This is a genomic window from Streptomyces chattanoogensis (assembly GCF_001294335.1).
Taxonomy (GTDB): domain Bacteria; phylum Actinomycetota; class Actinomycetes; order Streptomycetales; family Streptomycetaceae; genus Streptomyces; species Streptomyces chattanoogensis.
On sequence record NZ_LGKG01000196.1, the window covers coordinates 107,116 to 121,559 of the forward strand.

Genomic DNA, 14,444 nt, shown 5'->3' on the forward strand with positions numbered 1-14,444 from the left:
GGCAAGGCAAGGCCCGGGGAAGACACGAACGCACCCGCACGAAAGGCCCGCACACACGAAAGGCCCGCACAGAAGCCGCACAGAAGGGAGCAAGCGATGCTCTGGTGGGGCGTGGCGTCCGCGCTGCTCGCCAACGTCCTGTACAGCACCGGTTTCGTGCTGGAGAAACGTGCACTGTCCGCGCTGCCCGCCCTCAGCACGCGACAGCCCGCCCGGGTCGTCCGCCACCTCCTCGGCAGCCCGCTGTGGATCGGCGGCTCGCTCGCCCTGGCCGCCGGCTTCGCCGCCCAGCTCGCCGTGTACCGCACCCTGCCCATCGCCGCCGCCCAGGGCATCTTCGTCTCGGGCCTGGTCCTGCTGCTGCTTCTGTCCTCGGCGGTGCTGGGCGAGCGGACCAGCAGCCGGGAGCGGCAGAGCATCGTGGCGATCCTCGTGGCGCTGGTGATGGTCGTCGCGTCCCTCCAGGGCAGCGATGCCCGGACCATCGCCCGCACCGCTCCGCCCGCGACGCTGCTCGCGATCGCACTGCCGTCGCTGGCCGCGGGGCTGCTGCTGTACGGCTCGGCGGAACGGCGCGCCCGACGCCGCCATCGCCTGCCGACCGCGGGCGTCCCCTACGGGGTGGCCGTCGGCCTCCTCTACGGCGTGAGCTCGCTGGCCATCAAGGGGGTCTCCGGCCTGCTCACCACCGACCACATCCCGGCCACCGTCGCCCAGCTCTTCCGCTCGCCGTACCCCTACCTGCTCCTGTTCACCGGAGCCACCGGGCTGGTGCTGTCCCAGACCGCGCTGCAACGCTGCCGGGCCTCGGTCATCGTCCCCGTCTGCTCCACCATCACCTGCGTCTTCACCGTCGCCTGCGGCACCGTGGCCTTCGGCGAACCGCTGCCGGCCGATCCCCTGCGGCTGGCGCTACGGCTCGGGGGCACGGCCGTCGCCCTGGCCGTCCTCCTGGCCCTGCCCCGCCACGAGCCCCCCGCACCGGCACCCCACACCCCGGCGCCCCCGCGCCCGAGGCGTCCGCCACAGGCCCCGAACTGCCCGCCACAGGCCCCGGTCCGTACATCGCAGGCCCCGGTCCGTCCGCAACAGGGCCCGAATCATCCGCAACCGTCCGACCGTGAACCCTCCACCGCCATTACGGAGTTGAGCCATGAAGCCCGATGACCCGCTGCTGAAGATCCTCGCCTGCCCGCTCGACAAGGGCCCGCTGTCGCTGCTCGTCCCCGACGACGTGCTCTACAACCCCCGGCTGCGCCGCCGCTATCCGATTCTCGACGGCATTCCGCAGCTCCTCCCCTCCTCCGGGGAACAGGTCACCGACGCCGAGCATGAGCAGATCCTCCGTCGGCTCACCTCCGACCGGGCCGGCGGGCCGGCACCCGGCCCGGAGGTGCGGTCGTGACGCTTGCCGCGCGGCTGGGGCGGTGGCTGCCCGGCCGGCTGGTGGCGGCGCTGGCGGCCGGGCTCTACCCGCGGTTCGAGCCCGAGCTCGGGCGGCTGGCCGACTTCTGTCCGCCGGGCGGTACGGCCGTGGACGTGGGCGGGTGGTTCGGGCCCTGGACCCGGCGGCTGGCCCGGCGCGCGGAGCGGGTGGTGACCATCGAGCCCGTCCCCCGTCTGGCCCGGCTGATCGCGTCCGGCACCCCGCCGCATGTGGAGGTGGTGCCGGCCGCGGCCTCCGACCGCACCGGCTGCGCCACGCTCTGGCTGCCGCCGGACGGCCGCGGCGACCGCGGGGTCTCCTCGCTGGTGCGGCGTGAACTGCACGGCACCGCCCTGGATGTGCCCTGTCTGACCCTGGATTCGCTGGAGCTGGGCTCCGTCACCCTCATCAAGATCGATGTGGACGGCGGTGAGCTGGCGGTCCTGCGCGGCGCGGCGCGCACCATCGAGCGTGAACTCCCGGCGCTGTTCATCGAGTTGGAGACGCGCATCCAGCCGCTGGCGCCCGTCCTGGACTGGACGGCAGCCCGTGGGTATCGCGGCTGGGTCCTGCCGCACGGCCGCTGGACGCCACTGGCCGATTTCGATCTGCCCGCTCATCAGTCCCGCACCTCCCATGTCGCCGAACACGGCCTGCTGCGCCGCTCCCTCGCCCCGCACCGCCGCTACGTCAATTCCGTGCTCTTCCTCCCCGCCGGCATCCGCCCCGGTCCCGCTCCCTCCCCGGCGCACGCCCCGCCCGTGCACGGCCGCCATGAACCCCGCGGCAACGACCCCCGCGGCCGTGATCTCCACGACCATGTCCATCATGAACCCCGCCACTGACAATGACCCTCCAGCCGGCCCCGCCACCGCCTCCGGCCTGCCCGGACCCGTCGCCTTCCAGCTCGTACTGCTCCGCCGCATGGCCGACCACCAGCCCGGCCTCGTCGAGGACGCGCTGCGCACGCTGGGTGTTTCCCGGGCCGATCTGCGCGAGGCCAACCGCCGCTGGCAGGCGCGGATGCACGCCCCGCGCGCGCCCGGCGGACTCCAGCCCTACCGCGCGCTGCTCGGCGCCCCCGAGAACGTCACCGCCCGCCGCCTCGGCGATCTGACCTGCGAGGCCCTGACCTGGCCGGTCCCTCTCTGGCCCGATCTGCGGTTCGAGATCCTCACCGCCGCCCGCGGCACCGTCTGGAACGCCTGGCTCGTGCGCGCCCCCGGCGCCGCCGCCCCGGCCCTGCGTACGGCCGCGGACCTCACCCCCTGGTCCTGCACGGTCGACGAGGTCGTCCGCGCCTTCCCTCCGGCCCGTCCGATGGAGGGCAGTGCCCCCACTCGCTTGGCGCTGGCCTGTACGGTTCCCGATCCCGATCCGCATGCGGCGCCGCATGCGCTGGTTGCGGAGTTCACCTGGGGGCTCTTCCAGCGGCTGGTGGACTGACCTGCGGCCCGGGGGCCGGCCCACCGCCACCCGGCCCACCGTGTCCCCCAACCGGACCTCCCCAACGGGCAGGTGACGGGCGCTCGCCACACGATGGCCAGGAATGACTTTGCGCACGTTCCACCCACACCGGCCCCAGGCCACCCCGGCCCATAGGGCACACCGACCTATCGGGCATGCCTGCCCCTAGGGGAGGAATCCGCCATGACCATAAGCCTCGCCCAGCTGCGGCGCTGCTCCGTTGCCGTCGACCTCGGCGCGGCCCGTACGAGGGTGTATGTCAAGAACCAGGGACTGATCGTCGACGAGCCGTCGGTGGCCGCCGTCAATGTCCGTACGGGAGCGCTGCTGGCCGTCGGCGCGCAGGCCGAGGTGATGGACGGCCGCACGCCCGACTACATCCGCGTCGTCCATCCGGTCTCCGGCGGCACGGTCGTGGACATCGACATGGCCCAGCGGCTGCTGCGCAACCTGGTCGGCGACAAGCTGCGCAGGACCTGGCGGCGCAAGCCGTCGATACGCGCCGCGGTCTGCATGCCGTACGGCAGCGAGCCGCTGGCGCAGCGGGCTGCCGTGGAGACGCTCACCGGGCTGGGCGCCCGGCGGGTGGAGCTGGTCGACACGCTGCTCGCGGCGGCGGTCGGCTGCGGCCTGCCGGTGGAGCAGCCGGAAGCGACCATGATCGTGATGTGCGGGGCGGGCACCACGCAGGTCGCGGTGCTCTCCGTGGGGTCGGTCGTGGCCGCCGAGACCGTTCCGGTGGGCGGCAACGCCATCGACCATGCGGTGATCCAGCACATGCGGCTGCACCATGAGCTGCTGGTGCCGAATCAGGCCGTCCGTCCGCTGCAGACGATGCTGTCCGGCGACGCTGCGCAGGCGTCCTCGACCGAGGTGCACGGCCGTGATGTGGTCAGCGGACTGGCGCGTTCCGTACGTGTGGACACCGAGCGGGTGCTGAAGGCCATCACCACCCCGTTGACGGCGATCGTCGACGGCATCGGTTCGGTGCTGCGCAACTGCCCGCCGGACCTGGTGGCCGATCTCGGGGAGCGCGGCATCATACTTGCGGGCGGCAGTGCCCTGACGCCCGGTCTGGAGCAGATGCTCCAGCAGGCCACCAGCATGCCGGTGCATATCGCGGACCGTCCCGGCACCTGCGCCGTCCACGGTCTGGGCGCCCTGATCGAGGGCAAGGTCGAGCCCCTGCATCTCGATCCCCTGGGTTCGTGAGAGCCGCCGGGCACGGTGCCGGCCGGCGGCCCTGTACGAGCGGCCGCCGCCCCGACACGGAAGACCGGCCGCCGCTCTGAGCCCCGCCGCCCCTCGGCGCAGACCTCGGGCGTCTGCGCACTGCGGCCCCACGCTCTCCGGCTTCGCACCGGACTCACCGGGGCCCCGGCTTCCTCACAGACTCCGGGCGTTCCAGGCGAGAACCGCGGGCCGGCCGTGCTCGGTCCCCAGGACGCCGACCGCCCCGGTCTCGAACGTGAACAGCCCGCCCGCGGAGGCCGGGAGTCCGAGCCTGCGGGCGGTCAGCACCCGCAGAAAGTGGGCGTGCGCCACCAGGGCCACCTCCCCCTCGTCCCCCTCGAGGTACGGGGCGATCCGCGCCAGGACCCGGTCGGCACGCGCCCCGACCTGTTCGGGCGACTCCCCCGGGTGCCCGGCGGGGCCGGGGGCGACGCCGTCGCGGAACAGATACCAGCCGGGCCTGCTGCGCCGGATCTCGGCCGTGGTGATGCCCTCGTAGCCGCCGTAGTCCCATTCCTGCAGGTCAGGGTCTACTTGCGGCGGCGCGAGGCCGGCGAGTTCGGCGGTGCGCAGGGCCCGCTGCATCGGACTGGCGTACACCTGCCCGATCGTCCGGCCCGACAGCAGCGGCCGCAGCGCGCGGGCCTGCTCCTCGCCGCCCGTGGTGAGCGGCAGGTCGGTCCGGCCCGTGTGGCGGCCGTTGCGGCTCCACTCGGTCTCGCCGTGCCGGATCAGCAGCAGACGGCTCACTAGCCCTGCGCCTGCTGTTCCTGTCCGGCCTGCTGGGCTTCGGCGACCGACGCGCGGACCTCGTCCATGTCCAGCTTGCGCGCCTGGTCGATGACGTCCTCCAGGGCGGCCTCCGGGAGCGCCCCGGGCTGGGCGAACACCGCGATGTTGTCGCGGACGATCATCACGGTCGGGATGGACTGGATCTGGAAGGCCTGCGCCAGCTCGGGCTGCGCCTCCGTGTCGACCTTGGCGAACACCAGGTCATCGTGCTTCTCGGACGACCGCTCGAAGATCGGGCCGAAGCTCTTGCACGGGCCGCACCACTCGGCCCAGAAGTCGATCAGGACGAAGTCGTTGCCGGAGACGATCTCGTCGAAGTTGTCCTTGGTGAGCTCTACCGTGCTCATACGTGCTTCCTGCTTCCGGTCTGGGGTCGTTGTCCGATCGGTGTCCACGTGCGGTAACGGCCACGGTCGGCACCGTATTCCGCATCTGTTCACCGGACCATCCGGCTCCCCTGCCCACCGAACGCCGTCCTAGACATCCCGTCCGGGTCGGGGTGGCACATCCCACGCCGACGGCCCACGAGGTGACGCCGGCCGGGACCTTCCAGGTCCAGGCCTCGCATCCGGCCGTCAGATCCAGTACGGCGCCTCCGGCACATCCTGCGCCCCGGCGACGGTCAGCCCCACCGCCGCCTTGCCCCGCCCCGTGAGCCACGCCAGCACATCCCCGAGCGGGCCCCTGATCACGGGCCCGCCACCGGCACCGATGTCCCGGACGAGCTCGGCATCGGTTGCCTCGATCCGCATCGGCGGAACCCCGTCCCGCCGCGCGAGCGCGCCGATGACGTCGTCGATGACGAACCGGGCCGCGGACTCGGGTACGTCCCCGAAGGCGTATCCGGCCGCCAGGTCCGCGTGGTGCACCTCCAGCTCCCGCACCCGTGTGGCCACCAGGCTTCCCGGCGTGCGCAACTCCCCCGTCCGCAGCCGTACGCGTCGCCGCCAGGCCTCTTCGGGAAGTGTCCGTACGGCCTCGTCGAAGTGGGCGGCACTCGCCCTGACGTCATCGACCAGCGCGGCGACCGGCCGCCGCGCCCCGGCCTCGATCTCCTCCTCGCGTGCGGCCATGCTCGCGTACTGGGGGATCTCCTCACCCGTACGCGCCCCTTCCAGCAGGCGGCACAGGCTGTCCGCGGCCCGCGCCACATGCGTGACGACATGGCCGCGGGTCCACGGCGGGATGAGCGTCGCCCCGGCGATCCCCCGCTCGGTGAGCCCGGCGACGGTCGCCACGAAGCGCTCGGTCGACGCGTCGACCGAGGCCAGAAGTTTCCCTCGCGCCGCCATCTCCGCCGCGTCCGCGTCCTCCCCCGTACCCCCCGCGTCCCCCCTGTGCCCCATGTCCCGGCCTCCCCTCCCGGCCCTTGGCAGGGCCGACCAAACGCCACAACTTCCACGAAACAAAAATTCAATACCGCATCACGGTAAACGCCACCGCGCGAACGTCAACTCTTCGCCTTGGCGTACTCCTTGGCCATACCGCCCGCGAAGTCGTACACGACGACCTGCTCGTCCCCGACCACCCAGGCGTCGTGCCCAGGCGGAACGACGAAGACGTCACCCTCGCCGATCTCGGCCTCCGAGCCGTCGTTCATCCTGATCCGCATCCGGCCCTTGACCACGAAACCGTTGTGGTGGACCTCGCAGCTCCGGGTCCCGGCGAGCGGTCCCACGGACTCCGTCCAGCGCCAGCCGGGCTCGAAAACGCCCACCGCGAAATCCAGTCCGGTCAGGTGCAGTGCCTCGAGGTGGCCCCGCGGGAAATCACGGCGCTCATCCGGCTTGTCGATCGTCTTGACCTCGATCATCGGGAATCCTCCCTTCTCCACCGGTGCTTCCATGGTGCGCCGCGGCACACCCCCCGGCCACAGGGAAAGACCGGCCCGCCGCCACGGCCGCCCCAACGCCCCGCATGCACCGCACCATTGGGAGCCCGCACGCCGTACGCGGGAGTCCGGCACGGAGCCGGCCCCCACCCGGACACCCGGACGGGCCTGGGAGCGCGGCGCGCGGGGCGGCCGTGAACATCCGGTCCGAGAGGCGGTTATCCAGCGGTCGCATTGGGTAGTCGCTTGATGACCATGCGTAGCTAGGGGGAGGGGGTGCCGTATGGCAGCCGGGGACGGGACGGGACGGACGCGAGGGCCGCCACGCCATGCGTGACGACCCTCGTCCGTGCGCTCGCCTGGGTCTGATCGTTTCTGCGCTGCCAGGCTGTGTGGGGCGGGTGGGACTCGAACCCACGGCCGACGGATTATGAGTCCGCTGCTCTAACCGGCTGAGCTACCGCCCCCTCACGGCGCGCCGCGCACATTTGTGCGCGCCGTCTGCCGCAGCATAGCCGCTCATACGATCTGCTGCCCGTGTGGGCTGCCGTTGGGCTGCCTTTGGGCTGCCGTCGTACGGCCATGCATGCCCAAGAGGACTTCGATCACCGGTGGTTCGGTTCCATCGCAGGGGAAATTCGGTTTCCCGGCACCTTCACGGCACGGCTTTCCGGCACGGTTGCACGGCATAAGAAAAAGGACCCCTTGCGGAGTCCTCGTTCTCTCTGCTCCCCCGACTGGACTCGAACCAGTAACCCTCCGGTTAACAGCCGAATGCTCTGCCAATTGAGCTACAGGGGACCGAGCTCCCCCGACTGGACTCGAACCAGTAACCTGCCGGTTAACAGCCGGCTGCTCTGCCAATTGAGCTACAGGGGATTGCTCTGTGTGCCTCGAATGCGCCCTCGTCCGGGTCTCCGGACGGCGCGCGCTCGCTGCGACACATACATTAGCGCAAGCAGGGGGGTGCTCCGCCAATCGGTATCCCCGCCGGTGGCCTCGGGTGATCCGGTGCCCGTCGGCGGGTAGGCGGGGGACACGGCCCGGCGGTCCGGTGCGGGACGGCGCCGGACGGGATCGAGCGCCATCGGAGCGCGGCAGCTGCGGCAGCGGCGCGCGGGAGCGACGAGAGGAATAGGTGGAGCGATGCGCTACCGGCTCACGTTCATCGCGGGACTGGCCATCGGATACGTGTTCGGCACCCGGGCCGGCCGGGAGCGGTACGAGCAGCTGCACAAGGCCGCCCAGCGGATCGCGCAGAACCCCGCCGTCCGGAACACCGCCGAGTCCGCGGCGCTGAGCGGACGCCATGCCGCGACGCGCGCCTTCGGCACGGTTTCGGCCAAGGTGAGCGACCGGCTGCCGGCGTCCGTCACCGACCGGGTCCGCTCGCTGCGGGAGCAGCGCACGTACGAGAACGAGGACGACTGGGGCACCAGCAACACCTGAGGCCGCAAGCCGCCGGGATACACCCTGACGCACTTACCCTGACTCCTTCTTTATGCGCCCCATGGGGCAAAATCTGGTGCCATGGGGATCGTCGCCGGGTTGGACAGTTCGTCCGCGAGCACACGGATCGTGGTCTGCGATGCGGATACGGGTGCCGTCATCAGGCAGGGGTATGCACCGCACCCCGCCGAAAAGGGTCCCGAGATCGACCCGCAGGCATGGCTGATGTCGCTGGGCGAGGCCGCGGGCAAGGGGCTGCTGGAGGGCGTCCAGGCGATCGGGGTCGCGGCGCAGCAGCACGGGCTGGTGCCGCTGGACGCGGAGGGGAATCTCGTACGGCCCGCGCTGGTCGGCAATGACCGGCGGGCGCAGAGCGCGGCCGCGGACCTGCTGGACGCGCTGGGCGGGCGCAGTGCGTGGGCGCAGGCCGTCGGGACGGTGCCGCAGGCGGCGCACACGGTGACCAAGCTGCGCTGGCTGGCCCGTACCGAGCCGGAGAACGCGGCGCGGATCGCCGAGGTCATGCAGCCGCACGACTGGCTGGCGTGGCAGCTGCTGGGGCGGCCCGCACGGCGTACGACGGACCGGGGCGGGGCCTCGGCGACGGGTTTCTGGTCGGCGGCCACCGAGTCGTACCGGCCGGATCTGATCGAGCTGGCGTTGGGCCATCAGGTGCGGCTGCCGGAGGTGCTGGGGCCGTCCGGGACGGCGGGGTTCACCCCGGAGGGGCTGCTGATCTCGGCCGGTACGGGCGAGACGATGGCGGCCGCCTTCGGGCTGGGTGTCGGCGAGGGCGACGCGGTGGTGTCGCTGGGCGCCTCGGGGTCCGTCTTCGGGATCCATCACGAGGCGCTGGCGGACCCGACCGGGACGATCACCTCGTTCGCGGACGCCACCGGGCGGCATCTGCCCGTCGTGCACACGACCAATGCGGTGCGGGTGCTGCGGGGTACCGCGGAGATGCTCGGGACGGATCTGGAGGGGCTGTCCGAGCTGGCGCTGGAGTCGTCGCCCGGTGCGTACGGCATGGTGATGCTGCCGTATCTGGAGGGCGAGCGGACGCCGCATCTGCCGCACACCGCCGGGTCCCTGCACGGCATCCGGCGCGAGAGCATGCGGCCGGAGCATCTGGCGCGGGCGGCCGTGGAGGGCATGCTGTGCGGGATCGCGGACGCGCTGGATGTGCTGCGCGGGCGGGGCATGGCGGTGCGCCGGGTCTTCCTGCTGGGCGCGGCCGCGGACCTGGGTGCGGTGCAGGCGGCGGCGCCGGGCCTCTTCGGAGTGCAGGTCGTGGTGCCCCAACCGGCCGAGTACGCGGCCCTGGGCGCGGCCCGGCAGGCCGCCTGGGCCTGGGGCGTCGCCCACGGCACCCTCACCCCGGCCCCCGGCACGGAGCCCTCCCCCGGCGGCGGCTCCCCGTGGATCGACCCGCCCCCGTGGCCGGCTGCCGCGAGCCAGGTCTTCGAACCGGGGGACGGACTGGCGGTCGGACAGGCGGTGCGGCAGCAGTTTGCGGCGGTGCGCGACGAGACCCATCCGGGGGCGTTCCAGCGGGAGGGGTGAGGGGGCCGGGGCCTCGGCCAGACCCCCGATATCCGGGCACCGCAGGGGAGTTGCCCCGCACTGCGGTCCAAGACCATCGCTGATCGAGGCGCGGCGGGTGTCGCATGCGGGCTTCAACCAGGCATCTACGCCCAGGCATCTACGCCGAGGCACAGATGGTGACGCCGATGAGGTCCGGACGGCCGGCGGCGGGCTGGTTGATCAGCTGTCCAGGACCCGGACTCCCGCAAAACCCGAGGGATGCCGCGCCCCCGGACGGGCCCTAGTCCAGGTAGCCGCGCAGCTGGTCCGCGAACGCGTGGTCGCGGAGCTTGCCGAGGGTCTTGGATTCGATCTGGCGTATGCGTTCGCGGGTGACGCCGAAGAGGCGGCCGATTTCCTCGAGGGTGCGGGGGCGGCCGTCGGCGAGGCCGTAGCGGAGCTGGACGACCTTGCGTTCGCGTTCGCCGAGGGTGGACAGGACGGCGTCGAGGTGTTCGCGGAGCAGGAGGAAGGCCGCGGATTCGACGGGTGAGGCGGCGTCGCCGTCCTCGATGAGGTCGCCGAGGGCGACCTCGTCCTCCTCGCCCACGGGGGCGTGCAGGGAGACCGGTTCCTGGGCCAGGCGCAGGACCTCGCTGACGCGTTCCTCGGTGAGGCCGAGGTGGGCGCCGACCTCTTGGGGGGTGGGTTCGTAGCCGCGCTCCTGGAGCATCCGGCGCTGGACGCGGACGACGCGGTTGATCAGTTCGACGACGTGGACGGGGACGCGGATGGTGCGGGCCTGGTCGGCGAGGGCGCGGGACATGGCCTGGCGGATCCACCAGGTGGCGTAGGTGGAGAACTTGTAGCCGCGGGCGTAGTCGAATTTCTCGACGGCGCGGATGAGGCCGAGGTTGCCCTCCTGGACGAGGTCGAGCATGGTCAGGCCGCGGCCCACGTAACGCTTGGCGACGGAGACGACGAGGCGGAGGTTGGCCTCGATGAGGCGGCGTTTGGCGATCCGGCCGAGGACCACCAACTGGTCGAGGTCGTAGGCGAGTTGGGAGTCCAGGTCGGGGGTGCTGGTGAGCTTCTCCTCGGCGAACAGGCCGGCCTCGACGCAACGGGCGAGCTCGACCTCCTCGGCGGCGCTGAGCAGCGGGATCCGGCCGATTTCGCGGAGGTACTGGCGGAAGAGGTCGGAGGAGGGGCCGCTTGTGTCGGGGCGGCGTGCGGGGCCGGGAGGTCCGGGGGGTTCCGCGGTGTGCGCCGGCTCCGGGAGCTCCGGGCCGGCCTCCTCGGCGAGCGACTCTGCGGCAGGTGCCCCGGGCTGCTGTGGCACGGTGACCGGTTCCGCGGCCGGTTCCGCGGCCGGTTCGGCGGCGGCCGGCGGATCGGCGAGGGTCTGCGTCTGCACGGGGGCGACCTCCAGGGTGATCGCTGCGAGGGCGGCAGAGGGACCGGGTACGGATGCGGCCGAGCCGCCGTCCGTCCCGTACGTGAAGAGGGGTTCCGCGGGGGATTCCGGATGAGGGCAGCCGGACCCGCCGCGCTCCGAGGACTCAGGCACCGTCCCTCAGTGTGGAGTACGACACACTCCCGCCACGAGGGGCGTGCGGCCACTTTTTGAGTCCGGTCCGTGACCGGGCGGCTACCGCGGGGTGGTAAACGGCCGGTGGGCAGGCGCTAGAGGGCGTCGTAGCCGCGTTCGCGGAGGGACTGGCCGTATTGCTGGAGGACCCAGAGTTCGTTCTGGACGGCGGCGAGGTGTTCGGGGTCGGCTCGGGGGCCCAGGCGCTGGAGGGTGCCGCGGATCTCGGTGACGCGTTGGTTGACGGCGGCCAGGCGGACGGCGACCAACTGGACGCCGGCGTAGGCCTCGTCGGGGTCGCGGCGGGTGTGGAGGGGCTCGACGGCGAGCTCGCGGATCATGGCGCGGACGGTGTCGTCGGCGGCGGCGTCGATGACGCGGCGGAGGTAGTCCTGGTCGGCGGCCGCGGCGCCGCCGGCGTCCTCGACGCACTGGCGGACCGTGGCGTAGGGCGGGGCGGTGAACTCGTCGGTGCCGTAGGCGTCGAAGGCCGGGGAGACCAGGTCGGGGCGCTGGAGGGCGAGTTTGAGGAGTTCGCGTTCGACGCGGTGGGCGGGGCTGCGGAGGTTGAGGGCCGGGCCGCGGGGGGCGGCGGGCTGCGGGGGTGCCTCGGCGGCCGGTGCCCGGCGGGGTGTGCGGGAGCGATCCTGGCCGTCGCGGCCGCGTTCGCGGGCCCAGCGGGCGAGCTGGGCGACGCGCTTGACCACGAACTGGGTGTCCAGGATGCCGAGCATGCCGGCCAGCTGGACGGCGGATTCGTGCTGGATGGAGCTGTTCTTGATGTGGGCGACGATGGGCGCCGCCTCGTCGAGGGCGGCGGCGCGGCCGACGGCGGTGTCGAGGTTGTGGCGGGAGACGACATGGCGGAGGGCGAACTCGAAGAGCGGGGTGCGGGACTCGACGAGGCCGGCGACGGCGTCGTCGCCCTTGGCCAGGCGCAGTTCGCAGGGGTCCATGCCGCCGGGGGTGATGGCGATGGAGGTCTCGGCGGCGAACTTCTGGTCGTCCTCGAAGGCGCGCAGGGCGGCTTTCTGGCCGGCGGCGTCGCCGTCGAAGGTGAAGATGACCTCGGCGTTGGCGTTGTCCATCAGCAGGCGGCGGAGGATCTTGATGTGGCCTTCGCCGAACGAGGTGCCGCAGGTGGCGATGGACACCGGCACGCCGGCGAGGTGGCAGGCCATGACGTCCGTATAGCCCTCGACCACGACGGCGCGGTTGGTCCTGGCGATCTCCTTCTTGGCGAGGTCGATGCCGTAGAGGACCTGGGACTTGCGGTAGATCGGGGTTTCGGGGGTGTTGAGGTACTTGGGGCCGTTGTCGTCGTCGCGGAGTTTGCGGGCGCCGAAGCCGACGACCTCGCCGGCGATGTCGCGGATGGGCCACATCAGGCGGCCGCGGAAGCGGTCGATGGGCTTGCCGCTGCGGCTGTCCTGGGCGAGGCCCGAAAGGATCAGTTCCTTGTCGCTGAAGCCGCGGCCGCGCAGGAAGCGGGTGAGGTGGTCCCAGCCGGCCGGGCTGTAGCCGACGCCGAAGTGCTGGGCGGCGGCCTGGTCGAAGCCGCGCTCGGCGAGGAAGCGGCGGCCGATCTCGGCCTCGGGGCTGTCGAGCTGATCGATGTAGAACTGGGCGGCGGCCTTGTGGGCCTCCACCAGGCGGGTGCGTTCGCCCTGCTGGCGGCCGGGGGTGTAGCCGCCCTCTTCGTAGCGCAGGGTGATGCCGGCCTGGGCGGCGAGGCGCTCGATGGTCTCGGCGAAGGAGAGGTGGTCGATCTTCATGATGAAGTCGACGGTGTCGCCGCCCTCCTGGCAGCCGAAGCAGTGGTAGAGCCCCTTGGCGGGGCTCACGTGGAAGGAGGGGGACTTCTCGTCGTGGAAGGGGCACAGGCCCTTGAGATTGCCGCCGCCGGCGTTGCGGAGCTGGAGGTACTCGGACACGACGGCGTCGATCGGGACCGCGTCCCGTACCGCCTTCACATCGTCATCGTTGATCCTGCCTGCCACGCGAGAATTCTACGGCCGGGGTCGGACAGTCCCTGCCGCCCGGCCGCGGCGGCAGCCGTCGCGGCGGGCCTCTTCGCGCCAGTTGCCGCAGGTCAGCCCAGTAGCTCCAGGAAGCGGTCCAGGCCGATGTTGCCGCCGGAGACGATCACGCCGATGCGGGGCGGGAGGGGGTCGATGCGGCCGGCGAGGAGGGCGGCCAGGGCACTGGCGCCGCTGGGTTCGGTGACGATCTTGAGGCGTTCGAAGGCCAGCCGCATGGCGGCGCGGATCTCGTCGTCGGTGACGAGAACGATCCGGTCGAGGAGCCGCCGGTTGATCGCGAAGGTCAGCTCGCCGGGGGCCTCGACGGCCTGGCCGTCGGCGATGGTGCGCGGGACGGGGACGGTGACCCGGTGGCCGGCCTCCAGGGAGCGCAGGGTGTCGTCGCCCGTCTCCGGTTCCACGCCGATCATGCGGATGCCGGGCACCAGGGCGGTGGCGGCGGTGGCCGAGCCCGCCATCAGGCCGCCCCCGCCGACGGGGGCCAGCAGGGCGTCCAGCGGGCCGGTCTCCTCGATCAGCTCGAGGGCGGCGGTGCCCTGCCCGGCGATGACGTGCGGATGGTCGTACGGCGGGATCACGGCCAGGCCGCGTTCCCCGGCCAGTGCGCGGGTGAGGGCGGCGCGGTCGCCGGTGTAGCGGTCGTACGTGACGATCTCGGCGCCGTAGCCGGCGGTGGCGTCCAGTTTGCTGCGCGGGGTGTCCTCGGGCATCACGATGACGGCCCGGCTGCCGAGCTCGCGGGCGGCCAGGGCGACGGCCTGGGCGTGGTTGCCGGAGGAGTAGGCGGCGACGCCGCGGGCCAGCTGCTCCGGTGACAGCCGTGAGAGGGCGTTGTAGGCGCCGCGGAACTTGAAGGCGCCGACGCGCTGGAAGTTCTCGCACTTGAGGTGGACCTCGGCGCCGGTCAGCGCATCGAGGGTCCGCGAGCGCAGCACGGGCGTGCGGTGTGCCACGCCCGCCAGCCGCCGGGCGGCGTCCCGGACGTCGTCGAGGGTGACGGCCGGAACGGCGGCCCCGGGGGCGGCGGTACGGGCGGGACCGGTGGGGCTGCCGGTCGTGTGGTCGGCCGTACGGTCGGTCATACGGCCA

General features: G+C 72.4%; 14 protein-coding genes and 3 tRNA genes. 7 read left to right on the forward strand and 10 right to left on the reverse strand.

Features of this window, described 5'->3' with window-relative positions; all coding sequences use genetic code 11:
• The first annotated feature begins 96 nt into the window (after nt 1–96).
• The 5 genes from ADL29_RS36950 (at nt 97) to ADL29_RS36970 (ending at nt 4,105) form a co-directional block, all read left to right on the forward strand.
• A complete protein-coding gene (locus ADL29_RS36950) occupies nt 97–1,167 on the forward strand; it encodes a DMT family transporter (RefSeq protein WP_211274464.1) in 1,071 nt (356 codons plus the stop codon).
• The gene (locus ADL29_RS36955; protein WP_053927871.1) at nt 1,154–1,405 is read left to right on the forward strand and encodes a Trm112 family protein; all 252 of its coding nucleotides are present in this window, start codon (nt 1,154–1,156) and stop codon (nt 1,403–1,405) included. The genes ADL29_RS36950 and ADL29_RS36955 overlap by 14 nt, the downstream gene beginning before the upstream one ends.
• The gene (locus ADL29_RS36960; protein WP_078971567.1) at nt 1,402–2,271 is read left to right on the forward strand and encodes an FkbM family methyltransferase; all 870 of its coding nucleotides are present in this window, start codon (nt 1,402–1,404) and stop codon (nt 2,269–2,271) included. Before ADL29_RS36955 ends, ADL29_RS36960 begins: the two co-directional genes overlap by 4 nt.
• Nucleotides 2,255–2,872 (forward strand): hypothetical protein, encoded by a 618-nt coding sequence (locus tag ADL29_RS36965; RefSeq protein ID WP_053927872.1) that lies wholly within the window; start codon nt 2,255–2,257, stop codon nt 2,870–2,872. The genes ADL29_RS36960 and ADL29_RS36965 overlap by 17 nt, the downstream gene beginning before the upstream one ends.
• Before the next feature lie 204 nt (nt 2,873–3,076).
• Nucleotides 3,077–4,105: a rod shape-determining protein gene (locus tag ADL29_RS36970; RefSeq protein ID WP_053927873.1), complete on the forward strand. Its 1,029-nt coding sequence runs from the start codon at nt 3,077–3,079 to the stop codon at nt 4,103–4,105.
• Nucleotides 4,106–4,279: 174 nt separating this feature from the next.
• Here ADL29_RS36970 and ADL29_RS36975 read toward each other — a convergent pair whose 3' ends face one another.
• The 7 genes from ADL29_RS36975 to ADL29_RS37005 all read right to left on the reverse strand — a co-directional run bounded on the left by ADL29_RS36975 (nt 4,280) and on the right by ADL29_RS37005 (nt 7,628).
• Nucleotides 4,280–4,876, reverse strand: coding sequence for a histidine phosphatase family protein (locus ADL29_RS36975; RefSeq protein ID WP_046928164.1), 597 nt, complete (start codon nt 4,874–4,876; stop codon nt 4,280–4,282).
• Nucleotides 4,876–5,313 carry a thioredoxin gene (trxA, locus tag ADL29_RS36980; protein ID WP_281182020.1) on the reverse strand — a complete coding sequence of 146 codons (438 nt, stop codon included), beginning with the start codon at nt 5,311–5,313 and terminating at the stop codon, nt 4,876–4,878. The genes ADL29_RS36975 and trxA overlap by 1 nt, the downstream gene beginning before the upstream one ends.
• Nucleotides 5,314–5,493: 180 nt before the next feature.
• On the reverse strand, nt 5,494–6,264 hold the full coding sequence (locus ADL29_RS36985) for a maleylpyruvate isomerase family mycothiol-dependent enzyme (protein ID WP_107095177.1): 771 nt from the start codon (nt 6,262–6,264) through the stop codon (nt 5,494–5,496).
• Between the two features lie 104 nt (nt 6,265–6,368).
• Entirely contained in the window at nt 6,369–6,731 is a 363-nt protein-coding gene (locus ADL29_RS36990; RefSeq protein ID WP_053927875.1) for a cupin domain-containing protein, read from the reverse strand.
• Between the two features lie 411 nt (nt 6,732–7,142).
• Nucleotides 7,143–7,216 (reverse strand) — tRNA-Ile (locus ADL29_RS36995).
• Between the two features lie 261 nt (nt 7,217–7,477).
• Nucleotides 7,478–7,550, reverse strand: a tRNA-Asn gene (locus tag ADL29_RS37000).
• Nucleotides 7,551–7,555: 5 nt separating this feature from the next.
• Nucleotides 7,556–7,628 (reverse strand) — tRNA-Asn (locus ADL29_RS37005).
• A gap of 267 nt (nt 7,629–7,895) precedes the next feature.
• Between ADL29_RS37005 and ADL29_RS37010 the strand changes: the two genes are divergently transcribed.
• Together ADL29_RS37010 and ADL29_RS37015 are read left to right on the forward strand one after the other, a co-directional pair.
• A complete protein-coding gene (locus tag ADL29_RS37010; RefSeq protein WP_053927876.1) occupies nt 7,896–8,198 on the forward strand; it encodes a hypothetical protein in 303 nt (100 codons plus the stop codon).
• Between the two features lie 81 nt (nt 8,199–8,279).
• Nucleotides 8,280–9,761: an FGGY family carbohydrate kinase gene (locus ADL29_RS37015; RefSeq protein WP_053927877.1), complete on the forward strand. Its 1,482-nt coding sequence runs from the start codon at nt 8,280–8,282 to the stop codon at nt 9,759–9,761.
• Nucleotides 9,762–10,023: 262 nt separating this feature from the next.
• Here the strand turns inward: ADL29_RS37015 and ADL29_RS37020 are convergent, their stop codons facing one another.
• The 3 genes from ADL29_RS37020 to ADL29_RS37030 all read right to left on the reverse strand — a co-directional run bounded on the left by ADL29_RS37020 (nt 10,024) and on the right by ADL29_RS37030 (nt 14,437).
• Nucleotides 10,024–11,292, reverse strand: a complete 1,269-nt coding sequence (locus ADL29_RS37020) for an RNA polymerase sigma factor (RefSeq protein ID WP_053927878.1) — start codon at nt 11,290–11,292, stop codon at nt 10,024–10,026.
• A gap of 116 nt (nt 11,293–11,408) precedes the next feature.
• Nucleotides 11,409–13,313 (reverse strand): DNA primase, encoded by a 1,905-nt coding sequence (gene dnaG / locus ADL29_RS37025; protein ID WP_046928158.1) that lies wholly within the window; start codon nt 13,311–13,313, stop codon nt 11,409–11,411.
• A 92-nt stretch (nt 13,314–13,405) separates the two neighbouring features.
• A complete protein-coding gene (locus ADL29_RS37030; RefSeq protein WP_078971568.1) occupies nt 13,406–14,437 on the reverse strand; it encodes a pyridoxal-phosphate dependent enzyme in 1,032 nt (343 codons plus the stop codon).
• Between the last annotated feature and the right edge of the window lie 7 nt (nt 14,438–14,444).